Origin of the sequence: Kribbella sp. NPDC050459 (assembly GCF_040655315.1) — a bacterium.
Classification (GTDB): domain Bacteria; phylum Actinomycetota; class Actinomycetes; order Propionibacteriales; family Kribbellaceae; genus Kribbella.
On sequence record NZ_JBFAJQ010000003.1, the window covers coordinates 350,677 to 369,696 of the forward strand.

Below are 19,020 nucleotides of genomic sequence, written 5' to 3' on the forward strand. Positions count from 1 at the left end.
TCGATTAGACACCTATGGTCCGAAGAGCAACACCCCGTCAGCCGAGTGCGCTCAGTAGCGATTTGCTGAAGGCCGGCAGGTCGTCGGGCTTCCGGCTGGTGATCAGGTTGCCGTCCGTGACGACGGATTCGTCCACCCAGTCGGCGCCCGCGTTGCGCAGATCCGTCCGCAGACTGGGCCAGGACGTCATCCGCCGCCCCCGCACGACGTCCGCCTCGACCAGCGTCCAGGGCGCGTGGCAGATCGCCGCCACCGGCTTGCCCGAGGCCACGAAGTCCTTGACGAATCCGACCGCCTTCTCGTCGGTCCGCAGCGCGTCCGGGTTCGCCACTCCCCCGGGCAGCACGAGCGCGACGAAGTCGTCGACCGACGCATCACCGACAGCCTGATCGACCGGTGCCGTCTCCGCGGCGGTCAAATGATTGAAAGTCTGTACCTGACCGGTCTCGGGGCTGAGCAGGACTGGCTCGTAACCCGCGTCCTTCACAGCCTTCCAGGGCTCGGTGAGCTCCACCCGCTCGATCCCCTCGGCAGCGACCAGGAACGCGATCTTCGGCATCGTGAACTCCTCTCGAGTAGCAGGGACGTCATCCGGTACCCGAGGAGCCGGCCGGCACACGCGCTATCTCGGCGGACCCGCGGCGATCAGTGCGCGGACGTCGGCGAGCTGCAGCGTCGCCGGGTCGACGTCCATCAGGCACCAGGTCGCGCCCGCATCGGCGTACGGACGCGGATCCACGTCGGGCTCCAGCGCGACCGCGATGTCGTAGCCGTCCAGGTCGCCGCGCAGTTCCCGCAGTACGGCGGCCGGTGCCGCCACCTGCTCCGGTGAGGTGAGGTTGACCGGGAAGAAGCCGTCGTACCGCGCCGCGCGCCGGACCGGCTTCGCGTTGCCCGGGAAACCCGCGAGCCACACCGGTACCCGGCCGGCGACCGGGCGCGGCAGGAACTGCACGTCGTCGACCAGGAAGTGCTTGCCATGGTGCCGCACCGGCTCGCCGGTCCACCCGGCGGTGAGGATCTCGAGCGTCTCGTCCATCCGCTCGGCGCGGATCCGGTCGTCGACCTCCTCGCCAGTCTTGGAGTACTCCTGCGCGAACCGATCGCTGCCCAGCCCGACCCCGAGGATCAGCCGTCCGCCCGAGAGCCGGTCCAAGGTCGTGGTCTCGCGCAACAGCTTGGCCGGCCGCCGGCGGGCGATCGGCGAGACCATCGGACCGATCCGCAGCTGCTCCGTGGCGGTCGCCATCGCGCTCATCGTGATCCACGGATCCGAGACCTCCCGCACCGGCGGCCGCCACCACAGCTGGTCCCAGAGGAAGAACCCGTCCCACCCGGCCTCCTCGGTCGCCGCCGCCAACTGCGCGACCAGCACCGGGTCGGACAACTCGTCGAACAGCGGCAACCAGATCGCGTACTTCATCGCGTCACCTCGTCCACGAACGTCTTCCAGTACGGCGCCGACAGCCCATGCCCCATGCCGTGCAGGACGACGAGCCGGGCCCCGGGGACCGCGTCCCGGATCGACTCACCGTGCGGCAGCGGCAGCAACGGGTCGGCGTCCCCGTGCAGGACGAGCACCGGCACCGCCAGGTCGCCGAAGCCCCCGTTGCGCGGGGCATCGAAGTCCATCGCGAAGTGGTTCGTCAGCGCGGCCTCGTAGTCCTTCGTACGAGCCATGTCCTCGCGGACCAGCGCCCGGGCAGCCGACTCGTCGAAGTGGCCTGCCGCCTCGGCCTCGATCGAGCGTACGACGTACTCCTCGACGGCGGCCGCGTCGCCGAAGTCCGGCGTACCCAGCCGCGGCATGTCCGCCGACGGCGGCGGAAGGCCCTCGTCGCCGCTGCTGCTCGACACGAACGTCAGCGACGCCACCCGCGACGAGTGATCGAGGCCGAGCATCAGCGCCGTCCCGCCCGACATCGACTGCGCCACTACGTGCGCCTTCGCGACGCCGAGCGCGTCGAGCAGGCCGACGGCGTCCGCGGCCAGATCGCTCATCGCGTACCCGGGCTCGCCGACCGGGAACGACGTCGAGCGACCGGTGTCGCGCTGGTCGTAGCGGATGACGAAGCGGCCGCGGCTCGCGAGCTCGGCGCACAGCTCGGCGTCCCACCACAGCATGGACGCCCCGGCGCCGTGGATCAGCAGGATCGCGGGATCGGCCGGGTCGCCGTACGTCTCCGCGCAGAGCTCGATGTCATGGACTCGGTAAGTGGTCATGACACGACCGTAGAATCCGGCGCATCATCGTGAAAAGCGATTGATTCTTATCAAAGCGATCGCCATTGGCGATAGAGTGCGGCGCATGTACGAGTTGCGTCATCTGGCGACGCTGGCCGCCGTCGCCGACGAGGGGTCGTTCGGACGGGCCGCGAGCCGGCTCGGGTACACCCAGTCGAGCGTCAGCCAGCAGATCGCCGTCCTCGAGAAGGCCGCCGGCGGTCCGCTGTTCGACCGGCCGGGCGGTCCGAAGCCGGTCCGGATCACTCCGCTCGGCGCCGTCGTGCTGCGGCACGGCCGCGAACTGTTGCGCCGCGCGGACGACATGCGCGACGGGATCGAGCGGTTCCGGGCGGGTGACAGCCGGATCGACATCGGCACCTTCCAGACCGTCTCGAACACGTTGCTGCCGCGGATGATCCGGGAACTGCGCGACGCGCATCCGGGCTGCGACATCCGGCTGTTCGAGGAGGAGACCGACGATCCCGATCTGACCGGGCTCGACCTGATGTTCTTCGACGGCCGGACCGGAGACAGCATCGAGGATCTGAAGCTGCTCGACGACCCGTACGTGCTCGTGGCGCGCCCCGGCGACTTCCCGGCCGGACCGATCCCGCTCGAGAAGCTCGACGGACTTCCGCTCGTCGCGCACCCCGCGATCTGCCACCAGGCGGTCGTCGAGGGTTTCCTGACCGCCCGCGGCATCCACCCGCAGTTCGTGTTCCGCACCGAGGGCAACGAGGCGCTGCTGGCGATGGTCCGGGCCGGTCTCGGTGCAGCCCTGGCGCCGCGACTCGCCGTACTCCGGGACGACGAGAGCCTGGCGTTGCACGAGCTCACGCCAGAGCTCCCGCCGCGGGAGATCTTCTTGCTGTGGCAGGCCGGCCGCACCCACTCACCGCTCGCGGCGCACGCGATCGAACTCGCGCGACGTGCGGCGGCCGACCTTGCCGGTTAGCTGACCGTCAGCACCTTCGACGCCGTCTGCGTGCCCTGGTGGTCCGCGTCGGCCAGCCACACCACGCGGTAGGTGTACGTGCCACGGGCGGTCGGCTTGAGGCTGAACGCGTACTTGCCGTTCGTCGTCAGCTTCCCGGTCGTCACGGCCACCCACGACGTACCCGAACGACGCTGCAGGTACGCCGTCGTACCGGCGTGCGCCGGGTTCAGGTAGCCGTACAGCAGGCTCGATCCGCCGAGCGTGATCGCGCCCGGAACGAGGTACGCCGACATCGCCGGGTGGACCTGCACCAGGGCCGCGGCACTCCGCGTCCCGAGCACACCGGCGGCACCGTTGTAGCCCCACATGTAGTACGTCGACACGGCTGGCTTCTGCGCCGTCTGCGCCACGCCGTTGGCGTCTGTGGTGAAGCTACCAACTGTCGCCCATTTGGAAGCATTCTTGGCCTTCGAGTACAGCACCATCGGCACGCCGGCCAGCTTGCCGCCGTCCAACCGCGTCGCGGCCGTCGACAACGTCACCGCGCCGGTGTACATGATCGACGCCGCGCTCGCGCCGATCGTGGCCCTCGACCCGACCAGCCGGACGTCGACACCCGGCCCGACCTTGCCCTTGCTGTCCTTCACCCACACGCGGTACGCGTAGCTGGCCGAGTTTGCCAGGCCGGTGTGCGTGAACATGCTCGCGGTGCCGTTGTAGATGGCCGTTCCCGTGGTCGGCAGCTGCGGCGGGGTCGAGCCCGACGCGGCGCGGACCATGATCTGGCCGAGCGTGACGTTGGCGGGCTTGGTCCAGCGCAGCGTGGCCGCGGCAACCCCACCGGACACACTGAAGCTGGTCACGGGCGGCGGCGGAGCGGTCAGGTTCAAGTAGTTCTTGTCGATGTTCAGCTTCACGCCACCGTTGGTCTCGGTCACGTTGGCGTACTGATGGACGCGCTGGTGATTGCTCCAGTACGTGGCGGGCAGACCGGAGATCGTGCCTGGCGTGTTGTTCCACTGCGCCATCCAGATGTTGTCCGGCCGCGTGTACGCCGTGCTCGTGTAGGCACTGATCAGGTCGGGGCCGCCGTGCAGCGCGTTGACGTAAGCCCCGCCGACGTACCCACGCGAGTTCAACTCCTGCGTCCAGCCGCTCAGATAGGACAGGACCGCCGCCTTGCACGCGGCAGTCGACTCGTACGCCTCGATGTCGCTGTAGATCGCGCTCCGCTGGGCGAATCCCAGCGCCTGCGCCGCCGCGACCGCGTTGATCGCCGCGTTCTTGCCCTGGATCAGCGCGGTCGACGCGACCGAGGACATCCGGCTGTTGTACGTCGTGCACGGAGCCTGCAGGCCGACGTCGATCAGCAGGAACTGCCAACCCTTGCTCGCGTTCGTCGCGACCCAGCTGGACGTCAGGTTCGGCTGCGCGCACGCCCGCAAGCCGCCGCTGATATAGATGCCGATGCCCTGGTACTTCGGGCGCCAGGCATCCATCGTGCTCTGCGACGGCGCTGCGCAGGCGTCGAAACCCTCACCCGCGTAGTTGCCCGTCGCAACAATCGTCGGCGTCACCGCAGCCTGCTGGGTGACCCGCGCCGACGAGGTCTTCGTCACCACCCGGCCGGTGGCGAGCAGGTCGCTCGCGGTCTGCTCGGTGCCCGGCGCGTAGTACGCCGTCGCCAGGACGCCGGCGTCCGCGACCGCGCGGCGGAGCAGACCGTCGGTGGACGGTTCCGCCGTGGTCAGCGGCTCCAGGATCAGGCCGGCGCTGCGGCCGACGCGGTGCGCCGGGCAGTCGGCCTGCGCCGTGCTGTGGCCGAGGTACACGGCCGGCTGGTCGAGCCGGACGCAGGCGGACGGAGTCGCGGCCAGGTCGACGACCGGCCAACTGGCCGGCACGGTCACCTGATAGCCGCGGTAGGAAACGGTCTTCGTGTCTTCAGCGGTGGCCGGTGCGCTCGCGGCGACTCCGGCGACCAGGCCGAGGGCAAGTGCCAGCACCCCAGGTCTGAACAACCTCACAATGCTCCTCAGTTCATCGATGGACGGTGCCCCCAAGTGAAGGCGAGCGCCGCCGCACTGTCGAAGAGCTTCCGGCACTCGCCTCGATGCGCAGATGCTATCGGCGGTGGGAGATCACCCGTCGGGCAGTATGTTTTGGATCACTCGGTCCAAAACATGCTAAGCTCGGTGGCATGCCGAGACCGAGGACCTTCGACGAGGACCGCGCCGTGGATGCCGCGATGCGGGTGTTCTGGAGTTCGGGCTACGAGGCCACCTCGACCCAGGACCTCTGCGCGGCGACGGGCCTCGGCCGGAGCAGCATCTACAACACCTTCACCAGCAAGCGCGACCTGTTCGACCGCGCCCTGCGGCGGTACGCCGATCGCTTCACCGCCGCCCAGCTCGAGGTCATCCAGGACGCGACGCTGCCGATCCGCGAGCGGGTCCGGCGGATCCTGTGGACCGCGGTGGAGCCGGATCCCGACGATCCGGCGGGCTGTTTCGTGATCAACACGATCGTCGAGCTCGGACCCAAGGACGCCGAGATCGTCGAGCTCCTCGACCGCGACCACAACGTCAAGCTGGCCGCGCTGACCACCGCCCTCCGGGCAGCACAGGCCACCGGCGAGCTCGACCCGGCGCAGGACGCGGCCGGCCTCGCGACGTACGTCTTCACCGTTCTCGGCGGTCTGCGTGTCGCGGCCCGGCGCGGCGCGACCCCCGAGAGCCAGCGGGTCGTCGTCGAGGCCACGTTGCGCAGCTTCTGAACCGCACCTCCCCGGGCAGACACCTGCCTCTGTTTTGCACCGATCGATCCATTATCAGCTTGATTTCCGAGAGGACCCTCATGCCTCGCGCTGTCTATCTGCTCGGGCTCGCGATCTTCGCCCAGGGCACGTCCGAGCTGATGCTCGCGGGTCTGCTGCCCGAGATCGCGACCGACCTGGACGTCTCGATCCCGGCCGCCGGGCTGCTGATCTCCGCGTTCGCGGTCGGCATGCTCGTCGGCGCCCCGATCCTGGCCGTCACCACGCTGCGCTGGTCCCGGCGCGCCGCGATGCTCGCCTTCCTGGCCGTCTTCGCGCTCACTCACGTGGCCGGCGCGCTCACCTCGTCGTACGGCGTGCTGCTCGCGACCCGCGTGGCCGGCGCGTTCGTGTACGCCGGGTTCTGGGCGGTCGCGTCGGTGACCGCGATCGAACTCGCGGGACCGGCGGCGCGGGCCAAGGCGATGAGCATCCTGGCCGGAGGTCTGACCGTGGCCACGATCGTCGGACTGCCCGCCGGCACGCTCCTCGGTCAGCACCTCGGCTGGCGGTCGGCGTTCTGGGCGGTCGCCGTACTGTCGGCCGTCGCGATCGCCGGCGTAGTCGCGACCATCCCCGGCGGACGCGCGAAGGAGGCGCCGCGGTTGCGTCTCGAGCTGCGGAGCATGGCGAACCCGCAGCTGTGGCTCGCGTACGGGACGACGGCGTTGTCGACCGGCGCGATCCTGGTGATCTTCAGCTACCTCGCTCCGCTGCTCACCGAGACGACCGGCTTGTCCGCGACCTGGGTGCCCGTGATCCTCGCGCTGTACGGCGTCGGCGCGCTGGCCGGGATCACGATCAGCGGACGGACCGCGGACCGGCGCCCGTTCCGCACACTCGTGATCAGCCTGACCGGGGTGATCACCGCCGCGGTCGTCGTCGCACTCGCCACCGCGACGCCCTGGCTCGCCGTACCGGCGATCATCGGCGTCGGCACCTTCGGCTTCGCCACCAACCCGGCGGTGAACTCGCGGGTGTTCAGCGTCGCAGGCTCCGCGCCGACCCTCGCCGCCGCGTTCAACATCTCGGCGTTCAACGTCGGCATCACGGTCGGGCCCTGGCTCGGCGGCCTGGCGCTGGAAGCCGGCGCGGGCTACTCCGCCGTCGGCTGGATCGGCGCCGCGCTCGGAGTTCTTGCCTTCGGCACCGTTCCGCTCGCCGCCCGGGCCGCCGGCAGGACACGCACCGCGGCCGATCAGCCGGCGTACGAGACGGCCAGCCCGATCACCGGCGCGTAAGCCGCGCGCCGGGCTTCGGTCCAGGTCGCGGCGCCACCGGCGAGCTCGTCGGTGGTCAGGCGATAGATCAGCGCCCGGACAAGCATCTGGCCCCACTCCGGCAGGTGCGCCCAGCGCGCGGCGAGGTCCGGTGTCGCGCCGTACCAGCACAGGGCGTCCGCGACGGCGACCGCCGCGGCCTCGGCGTCGGCGCGTTTCAGTACGACGTCACCGGACCGCCAGGTCTCCCCCTGGCCACCCGCCAGCCGGACGGCGGGCTCGGACAAACCGAACGCCGCCAGCACACGACTTCCCGGTCCATCCACAGCTCCACTCTTTCATCGCCGGGGTGCTCTAGGATTTCGCGGTGACTGATCTCGACCTGTTCGGCGACCTGGACACCGGCGCGCTCCCGGAGCGGCAGCAACGCATCCTGGTGGTGATCCGGGACTGGGTGACGCGGCACGGATACCCGCCCAGCAGCCGGCAGATCGGCGACGCGGTCGGGCTGCGCTCCTCGTCGTCGGTGTCGAAGCACCTGGCCAGCCTGGAGGAGAAGGGGTTCCTCCGCCGCAGCCCGTCGGTCTCCCGGCCGATCGACGTGCGGATGTTCCTGCAGGAGCCGGCCGCGCGCGCCACGGGCGACGACAACGTGCCGGTGCCGGTGGTCGGCGACATCGCGGCCGGTACGCCGATCTCCGCGGTCGAGCACGTCGACGACGTCCTCCAGCTCCCCCGCGGGCTGACCGGCCGGGGCACCGTGTTCGGGCTGCGCGTCCGCGGTGAGTCGATGATCGACGCGGCGATCTGCGACGGGGACATCGTCGTGGTCCGCCAGCAGTCCGAGGCCTACTCCGGCCAGATCGTCGCCGCGATGATCGACGAGGAGGCGACCGTGAAGGTCTACCGCCGCCGCAACGGCCACGCCTACCTGAGCCCCGCAACCCGGCGTACGAGATCATCGACGGCGACAACGCCACCATCCTCGGCATCGTCGTCTCGGTCCTCCGCAGCGTCTAGACCTTCTGCGCCGTCTTCTTCACGCCGAGCAGCTGCGAGACGCCCGGGACGGACGAGAGCAGCCAGGCGAGCAGTGCGGAGACGGCGAAGGCGGTGGGCAGGAGTACGGCGTACTTCGGCCCGATGCCCGCGTCCCAGGTGACGACGAAGTACGCGATCGCGAGGATCACCGGCTGGTGGACGATGAAGTAGGGCATCGCGGCCCGCGCGAGCGAGGGCGGTAGCGGGCGCTGGAGCGCGGGCGCGCGAAGACCGAGTCCAAGAACCGCGACGAGCCAGCCCCACACCGCGAGCGTGATGAGCGGCGAGTACCACAGGTACGCCCACGAGTAGCCCGGGTCCGGCCACCAGCCGTCCAGGAAGTCGATGATGCCGGTCACGACGCCGAGCACGAACGCACCGGCGCCGAGCAGCAGCCCTGGTACGGCGTCCCGTCGTACCGCTGCCAGCAGGCGCTCGTCCGACATCACCAGGTAGCCGACGACGAAGAAGTCGAAGAAGAACACGAACTCGCCCCAGCCGTGCTCCGGACCGGGCGCGGCGAGCAGCAGCAGATGGACCGGCACGAGCGGTACGGCGAGCAACAGGATCGACCCGCGCCGCCGGCAACGCCGCGCGATCCAGTCGGTCTTGCCGCGCAGCAGAAGGAACAGCGGTAGCCCGAGGACGGCGAACTGGATCAGGTAGACGAGGAACCACAGGTGGTATGTGTCGCGCAGCCACAGCGGCGCATCACCGCCGAGATCGCTGAAGAACGTCCGCACGTCGTCGAGGAACGGGGCCGTCGAACGCCCCTTGTGGTGCTCCTCGATGAAGTACTGCAACGGCGAGAGCAGCACGTACGCGACGGCGAACGGGACCAGCAGCCGCAGTGACCGTTCTCGGAGGAACTGCGGCGCGGTCCGCCACCGCAGAGCCAGCCACCCGGCGCAGCCGGAGATCAGGAAGAAGAACGCCAGCCCCCACAGTCCCAGGAACGCGATCCCGATCGAGATGCCTTCGCTGGTCTCCGCGTTCTTCACATGCCAGTCGCCGTCGTCGAACGGCCGCAGCGTGTGGAACACGAACACGCCGAACACCGCCAGCACCCGCAGCCAGTCGAGGAACCACAGCCGTTCCCCCCGCCCCTCCGCACCCATGGAGCAAGGATGCTCGGTCAGCGGGCCAGCCGCTCCTTGAGCAGCCCCAACTGTGCCGGGTTGGTGGTCAGCTCCGCCGCGCGGCCGTCGGCGGCCCGGGCCTCGCCGTCGCGGCCGAGGTCGCGCAGCAGCTGGGCCCGGGTCGCGTGGAACAGCGGGTAGTGCTCGAGATCGCCCGCCAACCCGTCGAGTTCCGCGAGAGCGTCCGCAGGCCCCCGGACGTACGACAGCGCGATTGCTCGGTGCAGTCCGGCGACGGGTGTCGGCTGCAACGTGAGCAGCATGTCGTACAGGACGAGGATCTGCGGCCAGTCCGTCTCGGACCAGGCGCGGGCCTCGCTGTGACAGGCGGCGATGGCGGCCTGGAGCTGGTAGGGGCCGGGTGCGTGGTGACGGCGTGCGGTGCGGGTGAGGAGTCCGGTCGCTTCGGTGATCGCGACGTGGTCCCACAAGGTGCGGTCCTGGTTCTCGAGCAGCACGATGTTGCCGTCCGGCGTGAAGCGCGCCGCGGTGCGGGCCCGGTGCAGGCGGATCAGGGAGAGCAGACCACCCACCTCGGGTTGGTTGGGCAGCAGGCCGTGCAGCAGTGCGGTCAGCCATTCGGAGTCGTCGACGAGGTCCCGCGAGTGCGCACGGTCCGCGGTACTCGACAGGTAGCCCTCGTTGAAGAGCAGGTAGATCACCGTCAGCACCTCGTCGAGACGTTCGGGCAGGTCGTCGGCGCGCGGGATGCGGTACGGGATGCCCGCGTCGGTGATCTTGCGCTTCGCCCGCGTGATCCGTTGCGCGACCGCGGACTCCGACGCCAGGAACGCGGCCGCGATCTGGGCGGTCGTCAGGCCGCACACCACGCGGAGCGTCAACGCGACCTGCGCTTCGCGCGCGAGCGCCGGGTGGCAGCAGGTGAAGATCAGCCGCAGCCTGTCGTCCGGCGGCGGCTGCACCGGCGGCTCGAGCGCGGCCAGCTTGGCGCGGTAGTTCTGCTGCCGGCGCAGTACGTCGAGACCGCGCCGCTTCGCGACCGTGAACAGCCAAGCGTCAGGCCGCTCCGGGATGCCTTCGACGGGCCAGCGCTTGAGAGCGATCTCGACCGCGTCCTGGACCAGGTCCTCCGCGGCGGCGAAGTCGCCGAGCAGCGTGACGAGCGCACCGGCGAGCCGGCCGGCGTGGTCCCGGACCACGCCGGCCAGCTCGTCCTCGGGACTCGTCACATCTGCTCGACCGGCCGGATCTCGACCACCGGGCAGGCCGGCCAGGTCCGCACCATCCGCAGCGCCTCGTCGAGGTCCTCGACCTCGATCTCGGTGAACCCGGACACGACTTCCTTGCCCTCGATGAACGGCCCGTCGGTGGTCATCACCCGTCCGCCGTCGAGCCGGACCGTGGTCGCGGTCTCCGGGCCCTGCAGCTTGGAGCCGCGGTCGGTGATCTTGTCCTTGTGGTCCTCGAACCACTGGTACACCCGCCGGTACGCCTCCTCCTGCTCGCCCGGTCCCAGCGCCGCGAACTCCTTCGCGAACTCCTCGGTCTCGATGAACATCAGCACGTACTTCACCCACGCACCTCCTTTCCCGACAGTCTGGCTCACGAAGCGGGCAGCGTGGCGTAGAGATCGACCCCGTTCCCGGACGGATCCGCGACGGTCGCGTAACGCATCCCCCACGGCGCGTCGAACGGTTCCTGCAGGCTCGGTACGCCGGCCCCGACCAGGTCGGCGTACGCCGCGTCGACCTCCGCCGGGCTGCCGTACTCGAAGGTCAGGAAGATCCGGCTGGTCGCCGGCGGCGTCCAGCCGGCGGTGATCTTGCCGCGGGCCTCGTCGGTGTCGAGCATCAGGTGCAGGCCGTTCGGCAGGTCGCAGCCGGCGTGGTCGTCCGGCATGTACTGATCGCGCTCGAACTCGAGCCCGAAGCGGCGGTAGAACTCGATCGCGGCGCCGAGGTCGGACACGACGACGTCGATGATCTTCACGGTGCCTGGCACGGTGGTAGGCATGGTCTTCTCCTCCTGGTGACGAACAGCGGTCACTCTGGAGACGATCGGCGGGCGCCGCGATCCGACCCTCTGAGAGGGTGGAGGGCATGAAACATCCGCTGTTCGCCCGGATCTACACGAGGGCCCGGCCGGCGCTCGACCAGCAGGGCGCCGCCGAGCACCGTCGCCGCCTGCTGGCGGGCGCCGCGGGCCGGGTGATCGAGGTCGGCGCCGGAGACGGCGGCAACTTCACGCACTACCCGCCCGGGGTGACGGGTGTGCTGGCCGTCGAGCCCGAGCCTTATCTGCGCGCCCAGGCCGAGCGGCAGGCCGAGTCCGCGCCGGTCGACGTCGAGGTCGTCGAAGGTACGGCGGACCGCCTGCCGGCCGCTGACGCGTCGGCCGATGTCGTCGTAGTCTCGCTGGTCCTCTGCTCGGTGGCGGACCAGCAGGTCGCGCTCGCCGAGGCCCGGCGGGTGCTGCGCCCGGGTGGAGAGCTCAGGTTCTACGAGCACGTCGCAGCCGAGCCTGGCACGCGGCTCGCGACCGTCCAGAAGGTCGCCGATGCGACTCTCTGGCCGTTGTTCGTCGGCGGCTGTCACACCCACCGGGACACGCCCGCCGCCATCACCGCGGCCGGGTTCGAGATCGAAGCCCTCGACGAGTTCCGCTTCCCGCCCGACCGCGTCACCCCGGCCAGCCCGCACGTCCTCGGCCGCGCGCGCCTCAGGGCATGAGGTCCATCGCGGCGGTTCCGGATTCGAAGTTGGTCGGGACGGAGACCTGGTCGTGGACGATCAGCCACTGGCCGTCGATCTTCTGCCAGGCGGCGGTCCAGCGCAGCCAGTAGTCGATCTTGCCGCCGGGCTTCAGCGCGGCGTTCATGTGGTTGAGGGAGTAGACGACGGCCAGGTCGCCGTCGACGAGGACGGTGAGGTCGCGGACCTGGTACTCCAGCGGGGTCTCGAAGACGGTGAAGACGCGCTCCCAGTTCGCCCACTTCTTCTCCGCGCCGAGGTGCCGCAGCGGCGGCTCGATGTCGAAGGAGACCAGGCCGGGCGCGAAGATGGTCTTGACGGCGTCCAGGTCGCCGGTCCGGACCGCGTCGAGCAGGACCTCGACGCGCTCGCGGATCTCGACCTCGGAGACAGCGTTGTGTGACGTGGTGTGTGTGGTCATGTTCCCTACGACGAGACGCCGCCGCGAACTGTCAGACCTCACACTTCGCGGGCCTGTTCCGTCGTATCGGGATATGGATGAGAGGACCGACATGAGTGAGCCCGGACTGAGCGCGATCATGAGCGAGCGGCGGCAGCTGATCAACCTCGCCTACCGGCTGCTCGGCTCGCTGGCCGACGCCGAGGACGTGGTCCAGGAGACGTACGCGCGCTGGTACGCGATGACGCCGGACGAGCAGCGGGCGATCGAGAACCCGGCGGCATGGCTGACCAAGGTCGCGAGCCGGATCTGCCTGGACCAGCTGCGGTCCGCGCGCGCCCGCCGCGAGCGGTACGTCGGTGAGTGGATCCCGGAGCCGCTGCCGGAGACCGCCGAGTGGCAGACCGGCCAGACCGGCACCACCGACCCAGCCGACCGCGTCACGCTGGACGAGTCGGTGAACATGGCGTTCCTGGTCGTCCTCGACGCGATGACGCCCGCCGAACGGGTGGCGTTCATCCTGCACGACGTGTTCCGCTACCCGTTCCCCGAGGTCGCCGAGATCGTCGGCCGGACACCGGCCGCCTGCCGCCAGCTGGCCTCGTCGGCCCGGCGGCGGATCCGGGACGCCGAGCACCCGGCGGCACCGTCCGCGCGCCGGGCGGAGCTGGTCCGCGAGTTCAAGGCGGCCTGGGAGGCGACCGACATCGCGGCGCTCGTCACGCTGCTCGACCCCGAGGTCACCGCGGTCGCCGACGGCGGCGGCATCGTGTCCGCCTCGCTCGCGCCGGTCCACGGCGGCGTCGACGTCGCGCAGTACTTCGCCGACCTGCCCGTCTTCCGGCTCGGCAGGACGCTCCTGGAGCGCACGGTCAACGGGCAGCCGGGCCTGGTGATCCAGTTCGACGGTGTCATCGAGACCGTGATCGCCTTCGACGTGGCCGGCGACCGCATCACCAACATCTGGGCGATCAGGAACCCGGAGAAGCTCAGCCCCTGGCAGAGCTGACCAGCGTCCGCACGGTCTCCTGGGCGCAGGCCTTGTTGACCCCGATCCCGCCGCGCGCACCGCGTTTGATCCAGCCCGCCACGTAGTGACCGGGCCGGTCGACGACGGCGCCGCGGACGTTCGGGACGATGCCGCGGTCCGCGTCGAACGGCAGCCCGTCGATCGGCCGCCCCTCGAACCCGATCGCGGTGAACAGCTGGCTCGCCGGGATCGTCTCGCCGGTGTCGAGAACCAGGCCGTCGCCGATCCAGGCGGCCGGCCTGGCGTGGTACCGGAACTCGACGCGGCGGTCACCGACCGCGGCCTGCAGCTCCTGCAGGGCGGACTGCGTGTACGCCGCCTCGTCCGGCCCGCGTCGGCCCACCAGCACGACCTTCTTCACACCGCTCGCCGCCAGCGCCGTGCGCACCCCTGACGGAACCTCCATCGAGCGCAACCGCTGCTCGTCGCTCAGCAGGATCCGGGCGACGTCGAGTGCGACGTTCCCGTTGCCGACGATCACCGCACGCGGGCCGGCCAAGTCGGCGGGAGCCGCCGCGCCGGGACATCCGTTGTACCAGGCAACGAAATTCTCGGCTGCGATGGCGGCCTCCTCACCGGCGATGCCGAGCTGACGGCTCCGCCGGGCGCCGACCGCGTGAACCACGGCGTCGTAGCCCGCCGGCAAGGCGCCGTCGTACCCGTGCAGCGCTGCCGCATCCTTCCCGGGCCGCCACCGCACGCGGCGGTGTGCGGCGATCCGCTCGAAGGTGTCGATGATCTGCTTGGTCTGCGGATGGTCCGGCGCTACGCCGTACCGCACCAGGCCGCCCACGTGCTGGAGCCGGTCGACGAGCGTGACCTCGGCCGTTGTCCACAGCAACAGTTCGCGGGTCGCGTAGATACCTGCCGGTCCGGCGCCGACCACCAGCACGCGCCGCGGCCCGCCGCCGCGCACCTCGTACGACGGCGGCTCCCAGCTGTCCAGCTTCATGGCCTCCAGCGGCTCGCGCTCCGCGAAGTACGCCGCGTTGCGCTGCACGTCCTCGGGCGCCGACCGATCGGCCGGCTTCGCGGCGTCGACGGGGCAGATGTCGGCGCACGCGCCGCAGTCGATGCACGTGCGCGGATCGATGAACAGGCCGGCACCGGTCCCGAACCCCGGCTCACCCGGCGCCGGGTGGATGCTGTTCATCGGGCAGACCGCGACGCAGCTCGCGTCCGAGCAGCACTCCCCCGAGATCGCGTAGCTCACAGCAGTCCGGTCCGCCGGTACACCCGGGCCGCTGCCGGCGTGAGCAGCCCGACCGAGCCGAGGAAGTCCATCAGGTTCGCGCAGCTGGTCCGCAGCAACGACCGGTGGTACTCGTTGTGCCGCGCCTCCCGTACGGCGCGATCGACGTCCAGCCCGACGTTCGCGTAGACCTCCCGGCCGACCATGCTCGACACGATCATGTCGGCGGCGATTGCGATCACCAGCGCGCTCACCCAGCGCCGCCCGCGTCCCGCACCGGCCAGCCGCTCGCGGGTCTCCTCGCGCGCGAACACCATGTGCCGCGACTCCTCCACGACGTGGATGTGGTTCACCGTGCGCACCAGCGGCTCGACCCGGCGGTCCCGCATCCAGTCGCGCTGCATGACGTCCAGCACTTCCTCCGCCACCAGGATCGCGGCGTACGCCGACTCGCCGGTGGCGACGGTCTTGAACATCCGGCCGAGCTCGCGCGCCGGCAGCCGCGGCCGGTACGACGGCTCGACCATCCGCTCGGTCGCGCGGGCGAACATGATCGAGTGCCGGCACTCGTCGGCGATCTCGGTCAGCGCCCACTGGAACTCGGCGCTCCGGGCCGGCTTGTCGTACACGTCGCGCAGGATCAGCTGCTGCAGGATCAGCTCGAACCAGATCCCGGTCGTCGCCACCGACGCCGCCTCGTGCCGGGTCAGCTCCCGCCGCTGCGCCTCGGTCAGCTCGTCCCAGTACGGCGTCGCGTAGAGCGTGCTCCACTCCGGCGACATCCCGTACCCGTCGCCGATCGGCGCTTCCCAGTCGATCTCCGTCTCCGGGTCCCGCGACAACCGGCCCGCCGACCCCAGCAACCGCTCAGCGGTCTCGTTCATCGAGCACACCTCCGAAGCGATATGACATCGTCTATGTAACATAACTGATGTCCCAAGCCATGTCGAGCTTCCCGGGAGCTGTAACAGCCGCTACATTTGCTGCTGTGACGGATCGCTGGCTGGTGCTTCTGGTGCGGATTCCCGCGGAGCCCTCGCGGCACCGCGTCGCAGTGTGGCGGGAGCTGCGGAAGGCGGGGGCGCTGTCGCTCGGGCAGGGCGTCTGGGCGGTGCCCCAGCTGCCCGTGTTCGAGGCCTCGCTGCAGCGGACGGCCGAACTGGTGGCCCGTGCGGACGGCGAGGTCACAGTGCTCGACGCGGCCGGCCGGAGCGCCGACGACGCGGCCCGGCTGCGCCGGCTGTACGACGAGGCGCGGCGCGCGGACTGGACCGAGTTCCTGGCGGACTGCACGAAGTTCGAGGAGGAGCTCGCCAAGGAGACCCGGGTCGAGAAGTTCACCCTCGCCGAGCTCGAGGAGGAGGAACAGAGCCTCGAGCGTCTCCGCCGCTGGCACCGCGACCTGACCGGCCGCGACGTCTTCGGTACGCCGGAATCCGCACAGGCGACCGCCCGGCTCAAGGACTGCGTCGCGCGCTGCGAGGAGTACGCAGAACTCGTGTTCCGCGCACTGCATCAGCTTCCGGGGCACGCGTGAGGACCATGTGGCCGCTGTATGCGGCCGGTTTCACGACCGCCTTCGGCGCCCACGCGGTCGCGGCGAACCTCGGTGGCTCGTCCGAGGATGCCGTCACGTCGCTGCTCACGCTCGGTCTCCTGCTCGCGCTGTACGACGGGGCGGAGGTGCTGCTGAAGCCGGTGTTCGGCACGGTCGCCGACCGGATCGGCGCGCGCCCGATGCTGTTGTTCGGGCTCGCCGGCTTCGCCGTTGCCTCAGGCACCTATGTGCTCGTGGACCGGCCGGGCTGGTTGTGGGTCGCGCGCCTCGGCCAGGGTGCCGCGGCCTCGGCCTTCTCCCCCGCCGCCTCCGCACTGGTGGCGCGCCTGAATCCTTCGGCCAAGCACGGACGCGCCTTCGGGAGCTACGGGTTCTACAAGAGCATCGGCTACACGGCCGGCCCGCTGCTCGGTGGTGGGCTGGTATGGCTCGGCGGCTTCCGGTTGCTGTTCGCGGTGATGACAGTGCTCGCCGTGGGCGTTGCCGTTTGGGCGCTGATCGCCGTACCGGTTGTGCCCCCGTTGCCGCGGACGCGGCAGACCGTGCTGGACCTCGCGCGCCGAATCACCGATCCGCAGTTCCTTCGTCCGACGACGGCACTCGCTGCCGCGACGGCCGCGTTGTCCGTCGGCGTCGGGTTCCTGCCGGTGACCGGCGCCGCGGACGGGCTCGGCACCATCGCGACCGGGGCGGCGGTGTCGCTGCTCGCCGCGACCGCGGCCGTCGTACAGCCACGCAGCGGCCGTGCGCTCGACGCCGGCCGGCTGACGACCCGCGCCGGCATCGCACTCGGATTGATCCTCGCGGCGGCCGGTTTTGTGTGCGCGGCCCTGCCCGGCGTCGCGTTCCTCCTGATCGCTGCTGCGTTGATCGGTGCGGGGACCGGCGTGATCACGCCGCTCGGGTTCGCGGCACTGGCGGCGAGTACGCCGCCGGAGCGGCTCGGTCAGACCATGGGAACGGCCGAGCTCGGCCGCGAGCTCGGCGACGCGGGCGGTCCGCTGCTCGTCGCCGCGATCGCGACGGTCGCCGTACTCGACGCCGGATACCTCGCGCTCGCTGTACTGCTGCTGCTCGGGCTGCTCATGCTCCGCCCGGGACGAAGCTGAACAGGCTCTGCCCCGTCACCAGCGGCTCCGCTACGCCGGTGAAGCGGTGCACGCCGACGCCGAAGCCGGCGTCCCGGTCGGACAGCCAGACCCTTTCGAAGCCGCGCGCCTCGAACCAGTCGCAGATCGTCGGCACCAGATCCGGGTCCTCCCGATGACGGGTCCAGATCACGGTGCCGCCGGTCCGGCAGAACTGCGGCATCGCCTGGACGGTCCGCTTGATGTCCGCGTCGGACACGTTGCCGAAGATCCCGCACAGCAGTACCAGCTCGGCCGGGACCATGCCGTCGTACTGATCGGTCAACGACGCATCACCCGTGATCACGTCGACCTGGTCCGGCGCCCGCTCCCGAGCGGTGGCTGCGAGCTCAGGGTCCAGCTCGACGAGCCGCGCGTGGACGTCCGCCCCGCGCGGGTGGTCCTCGATCACCTCGAGGAGGTCCCTGCCTTGTCCTGCGCACAGGCTGACCACGGGCACCGGCCCGGCCGGAGCACGGTCGAGCGCCGCCCGCACCTGTTCCTGCACCGCCGCCAGCCGCCGCGACAGCTCCGACCCCGGGACGTCGTACTTCGCATGCCACGCTCGCCAGTCCATAGCGCGCAACACTAGAGACGACCTGAGGTCAGGTGCCGATCTGCCGATCTGTAACCTCTCGGTGACGGAGAGGCAGGAACTTCCGGGCCTGATGGATAGTTGATCTTCAGGAGCACGGGCACGATCAGAGGAGAGTCATGGCACGGCGCGTCGAACAGAAGGCTGCGGCCCGCGAGCGGATCGCGGCGCAGCTGGCCGCCCAGCAGCAGGCGGAGCGACGACGACGCCTCCTGTTCGCGGTCGGTGCGGTCGTCCTGGTCCTCGTGATCGTCGGCGGCCTGGTGACGATCCGCCTGGTCGGCGGCGGCAAGAAGACCGCGACCGGTCCGTCCGGCGCGGCCGACTCCGGGCTGGTCACGGCGCTCTCCTCGATTCCGGACTCGACGTTCGCCGCCGTCGGGAGCGCGGATGTGAAGGCCGCGCCGTCGGCGATCACCGCCCCCGCGCTGACCGCGGGCGGCAAGCCGAAGGTGCTGTACATCGGCGCCGAGTTCTGCCCGTACTGCGCCGCGGAGCGCTGGCCGGTCACGGTCGCGCTGTCCCGCTTCGGGACGTTCAGCAACCTCGGCACCACCCACTCGGCGTCCGAGGACGTCTTCCCGAACACGGCGACGCTGTCCTTCCACGGCGCGACGTACACGAGTCAGTACCTGGCGTTCACCGGCGTCGAGACGACCACGAACGAGATGGTCGGGAACGGATACAAGCCGCTCGACACCCCGACCGCCGAGGACCAGAAGACGTTCGACACCTACAACAAGCCGCCGTACGTCGAGAGCGACGGGTCGATCCCGTTCATCGACCTCGGCGGCAAGTTCGTCAACTCCGGGGCGACGTACAGCCCGGAGGTGCTCGCCGGGAAGACGCAGACGCAGATCGCCGACGCGCTCAAGGATCCGTCGAGCCCGATCGCGAAGGCGGTCCTCTCCTCGGCCAACGTCTACACCGCGGCGATCTGCAAGCTGACCAACAACCAGCCGGCTAAGGTCTGCTCGACCGACACGGTGACCGCCGCGGCGGCGAAGCTCGGCAGCGCGAAGGGCTGAG

General features: G+C 70.4%; 21 protein-coding genes and 1 pseudogene. 9 read left to right on the forward strand and 13 right to left on the reverse strand.

Annotated elements, in window-relative coordinates:
- Positions 1 to 37 precede the first annotated feature (37 nt).
- From AB0I12_RS12850 to AB0I12_RS12860, 3 genes are all read right to left on the reverse strand, one after another.
- On the reverse strand, positions 38 to 559 hold the full coding sequence (locus tag AB0I12_RS12850) for a type 1 glutamine amidotransferase domain-containing protein (protein ID WP_359928635.1): 522 nt from the start codon (positions 557 to 559) through the stop codon (positions 38 to 40).
- A gap of 63 nt (positions 560 to 622) precedes the next feature.
- The gene (locus tag AB0I12_RS12855) at positions 623 to 1,423 is read right to left on the reverse strand and encodes an LLM class flavin-dependent oxidoreductase (protein ID WP_359928638.1); all 801 of its coding nucleotides are present in this window, start codon (positions 1,421 to 1,423) and stop codon (positions 623 to 625) included.
- Complete coding sequence (locus AB0I12_RS12860; protein ID WP_359928641.1) at positions 1,420 to 2,223, reverse strand: alpha/beta hydrolase; 804 nt, start codon at positions 2,221 to 2,223, stop codon at positions 1,420 to 1,422. The genes AB0I12_RS12855 and AB0I12_RS12860 overlap by 4 nt, the downstream gene beginning before the upstream one ends.
- A gap of 85 nt (positions 2,224 to 2,308) precedes the next feature.
- On the opposite strand from AB0I12_RS12860, the gene AB0I12_RS12865 reads away from it, so the two are divergent.
- Positions 2,309 to 3,181, forward strand: coding sequence for a LysR family transcriptional regulator (locus tag AB0I12_RS12865; RefSeq protein WP_359928644.1), 873 nt, complete (start codon positions 2,309 to 2,311; stop codon positions 3,179 to 3,181).
- On the opposite strand, the gene AB0I12_RS12870 is transcribed toward AB0I12_RS12865, so the two are convergent.
- Entirely contained in the window at positions 3,178 to 5,190 is a 2,013-nt protein-coding gene (locus AB0I12_RS12870) for a DUF1906 domain-containing protein (protein WP_359928646.1), read from the reverse strand. The genes AB0I12_RS12865 and AB0I12_RS12870 overlap by 4 nt on opposite strands.
- Before the next feature lie 173 nt (positions 5,191 to 5,363).
- Here AB0I12_RS12870 and AB0I12_RS12875 point away from each other — a divergent pair, with 173 nt between their 5' ends.
- On the forward strand, positions 5,364 to 5,939 hold the full coding sequence (locus AB0I12_RS12875; RefSeq protein ID WP_359928649.1) for a TetR/AcrR family transcriptional regulator: 576 nt from the start codon (positions 5,364 to 5,366) through the stop codon (positions 5,937 to 5,939).
- Positions 5,940 to 6,019: 80 nt separating this feature from the next.
- On the forward strand, positions 6,020 to 7,219 hold the full coding sequence (locus AB0I12_RS12880) for a Cmx/CmrA family chloramphenicol efflux MFS transporter (RefSeq protein WP_359928652.1): 1,200 nt from the start codon (positions 6,020 to 6,022) through the stop codon (positions 7,217 to 7,219).
- On the opposite strand, the gene AB0I12_RS12885 is transcribed toward AB0I12_RS12880, so the two are convergent.
- A complete protein-coding gene (locus tag AB0I12_RS12885) occupies positions 7,177 to 7,524 on the reverse strand; it encodes a hypothetical protein (RefSeq protein WP_359928654.1) in 348 nt (115 codons plus the stop codon). The two genes, AB0I12_RS12880 and AB0I12_RS12885, sit on opposite strands and share 43 nt — an antisense overlap.
- Positions 7,525 to 7,652: 128 nt before the next feature.
- Between AB0I12_RS12885 and lexA the strand changes: the two are divergent.
- Positions 7,653 to 8,096, forward strand: a pseudogene (gene lexA, locus AB0I12_RS12890) (transcriptional repressor LexA); the annotation flags it as partial.
- A gap of 118 nt (positions 8,097 to 8,214) precedes the next feature.
- Here lexA and AB0I12_RS12895 read toward each other — a convergent pair.
- The 4 genes from AB0I12_RS12895 to AB0I12_RS12910 are packed head-to-tail and all read right to left on the reverse strand — an operon-like array spanning position 8,215 to position 11,352.
- Entirely contained in the window at positions 8,215 to 9,357 is a 1,143-nt protein-coding gene (locus AB0I12_RS12895; RefSeq protein WP_359928657.1) for an acyltransferase, read from the reverse strand.
- Positions 9,358 to 9,374: 17 nt separating this feature from the next.
- Positions 9,375 to 10,568: a DUF6596 domain-containing protein gene (locus AB0I12_RS12900; protein ID WP_359928660.1), complete on the reverse strand. Its 1,194-nt coding sequence runs from the start codon at positions 10,566 to 10,568 to the stop codon at positions 9,375 to 9,377.
- On the reverse strand, positions 10,565 to 10,912 hold the full coding sequence (locus AB0I12_RS12905) for a YciI family protein (RefSeq protein ID WP_359928662.1): 348 nt from the start codon (positions 10,910 to 10,912) through the stop codon (positions 10,565 to 10,567). Before AB0I12_RS12905 ends, AB0I12_RS12900 begins: the two co-directional genes overlap by 4 nt.
- Before the next feature lie 29 nt (positions 10,913 to 10,941).
- Positions 10,942 to 11,352 (reverse strand): VOC family protein, encoded by a 411-nt coding sequence (locus AB0I12_RS12910; protein WP_359928664.1) that lies wholly within the window; start codon positions 11,350 to 11,352, stop codon positions 10,942 to 10,944.
- An 86-nt stretch (positions 11,353 to 11,438) separates the two neighbouring features.
- Here AB0I12_RS12910 and AB0I12_RS12915 point away from each other — a divergent pair, with 86 nt between their 5' ends.
- Positions 11,439 to 12,068: a class I SAM-dependent methyltransferase gene (locus tag AB0I12_RS12915; RefSeq protein ID WP_359928666.1), complete on the forward strand. Its 630-nt coding sequence runs from the start codon at positions 11,439 to 11,441 to the stop codon at positions 12,066 to 12,068.
- Here AB0I12_RS12915 and AB0I12_RS12920 read toward each other — a convergent pair.
- Positions 12,058 to 12,510, reverse strand: coding sequence for a nuclear transport factor 2 family protein (locus AB0I12_RS12920; protein WP_359928667.1), 453 nt, complete (start codon positions 12,508 to 12,510; stop codon positions 12,058 to 12,060). The genes AB0I12_RS12915 and AB0I12_RS12920 overlap by 11 nt on opposite strands.
- Positions 12,511 to 12,601: 91 nt before the next feature.
- Between AB0I12_RS12920 and sigJ the strand changes: the two genes are divergently transcribed.
- Positions 12,602 to 13,498, forward strand: coding sequence for an RNA polymerase sigma factor SigJ (sigJ, locus tag AB0I12_RS12925; protein WP_359928669.1), 897 nt, complete (start codon positions 12,602 to 12,604; stop codon positions 13,496 to 13,498).
- Here the strand turns inward: sigJ and AB0I12_RS12930 are convergent.
- Positions 13,479 to 14,732, reverse strand: a complete 1,254-nt coding sequence (locus tag AB0I12_RS12930) for an FAD-dependent oxidoreductase (protein WP_359928671.1) — start codon at positions 14,730 to 14,732, stop codon at positions 13,479 to 13,481. The genes sigJ and AB0I12_RS12930 overlap by 20 nt on opposite strands.
- Positions 14,729 to 15,595, reverse strand: a complete 867-nt coding sequence (locus AB0I12_RS12935; protein ID WP_359928673.1) for a diiron oxygenase — start codon at positions 15,593 to 15,595, stop codon at positions 14,729 to 14,731. Before AB0I12_RS12935 ends, AB0I12_RS12930 begins: the two co-directional genes overlap by 4 nt.
- Before the next feature lie 104 nt (positions 15,596 to 15,699).
- Between AB0I12_RS12935 and AB0I12_RS12940 the strand changes: the two genes are divergently transcribed.
- Together AB0I12_RS12940 and AB0I12_RS12945 are read left to right on the forward strand one after the other, a co-directional pair.
- Positions 15,700 to 16,248, forward strand: a complete 549-nt coding sequence (locus AB0I12_RS12940; RefSeq protein ID WP_359928675.1) for a Chromate resistance protein ChrB — start codon at positions 15,700 to 15,702, stop codon at positions 16,246 to 16,248.
- A 5-nt stretch (positions 16,249 to 16,253) separates the two neighbouring features.
- A complete protein-coding gene (locus AB0I12_RS12945) occupies positions 16,254 to 17,378 on the forward strand; it encodes an MFS transporter (protein WP_359928676.1) in 1,125 nt (374 codons plus the stop codon).
- On the opposite strand, the gene AB0I12_RS12950 is transcribed toward AB0I12_RS12945, so the two are convergent.
- Positions 17,353 to 17,973 carry a class I SAM-dependent methyltransferase gene (locus AB0I12_RS12950; RefSeq protein ID WP_359928678.1) on the reverse strand — a complete coding sequence of 207 codons (621 nt, stop codon included), beginning with the start codon at positions 17,971 to 17,973 and terminating at the stop codon, positions 17,353 to 17,355. The two genes, AB0I12_RS12945 and AB0I12_RS12950, sit on opposite strands and share 26 nt — an antisense overlap.
- A 137-nt stretch (positions 17,974 to 18,110) precedes the next feature.
- Here AB0I12_RS12950 and AB0I12_RS12955 point away from each other — a divergent pair, with 137 nt between their 5' ends.
- On the forward strand, positions 18,111 to 19,019 hold the full coding sequence (locus AB0I12_RS12955; RefSeq protein WP_359928680.1) for a DUF929 family protein: 909 nt from the start codon (positions 18,111 to 18,113) through the stop codon (positions 19,017 to 19,019).
- The last annotated feature ends 1 nt before the right edge of the window (position 19,020 follow it).

Bases quoted from the DNA above. Each gene is read 5' to 3' on its own strand.
- AB0I12_RS12880 (WP_359928652.1), top strand. From the start codon at position 6,020: ATGCCTCGCGCTGTCTATCTGCTCGGGCTCGCGATCTTCGCCCAGGGC.
- AB0I12_RS12850 (WP_359928635.1), bottom strand. From the start codon at position 559: ATGCCGAAGATCGCGTTCCTGGTCGCTGCCGAGGGGATCGAGCGGGTG.
- AB0I12_RS12910 (WP_359928664.1), bottom strand. From the start codon at position 11,352: ATGCCTACCACCGTGCCAGGCACCGTGAAGATCATCGACGTCGTCGTG.
- AB0I12_RS12860 (WP_359928641.1), bottom strand. From the start codon at position 2,223: ATGACCACTTACCGAGTCCATGACATCGAGCTCTGCGCGGAGACGTAC.
- AB0I12_RS12950 (WP_359928678.1), bottom strand. From the start codon at position 17,973: ATGGACTGGCGAGCGTGGCATGCGAAGTACGACGTCCCGGGGTCGGAG.
- AB0I12_RS12875 (WP_359928649.1), top strand. From the start codon at position 5,364: ATGCCGAGACCGAGGACCTTCGACGAGGACCGCGCCGTGGATGCCGCG.
- AB0I12_RS12855 (WP_359928638.1), bottom strand. From the start codon at position 1,423: ATGAAGTACGCGATCTGGTTGCCGCTGTTCGACGAGTTGTCCGACCCG.
- sigJ (WP_359928669.1), top strand. From the start codon at position 12,602: ATGAGTGAGCCCGGACTGAGCGCGATCATGAGCGAGCGGCGGCAGCTG.
- AB0I12_RS12945 (WP_359928676.1), top strand. From the start codon at position 16,254: ATGTGGCCGCTGTATGCGGCCGGTTTCACGACCGCCTTCGGCGCCCAC.
- AB0I12_RS12935 (WP_359928673.1), bottom strand. From the start codon at position 15,595: ATGAACGAGACCGCTGAGCGGTTGCTGGGGTCGGCGGGCCGGTTGTCG.
- AB0I12_RS12915 (WP_359928666.1), top strand. From the start codon at position 11,439: ATGAAACATCCGCTGTTCGCCCGGATCTACACGAGGGCCCGGCCGGCG.
- AB0I12_RS12955 (WP_359928680.1), top strand. From the start codon at position 18,111: ATGGCACGGCGCGTCGAACAGAAGGCTGCGGCCCGCGAGCGGATCGCG.
- AB0I12_RS12895 (WP_359928657.1), bottom strand. From the start codon at position 9,357: ATGGGTGCGGAGGGGCGGGGGGAACGGCTGTGGTTCCTCGACTGGCTG.
- AB0I12_RS12920 (WP_359928667.1), bottom strand. From the start codon at position 12,510: ATGACCACACACACCACGTCACACAACGCTGTCTCCGAGGTCGAGATC.
- AB0I12_RS12865 (WP_359928644.1), top strand. From the start codon at position 2,309: ATGTACGAGTTGCGTCATCTGGCGACGCTGGCCGCCGTCGCCGACGAG.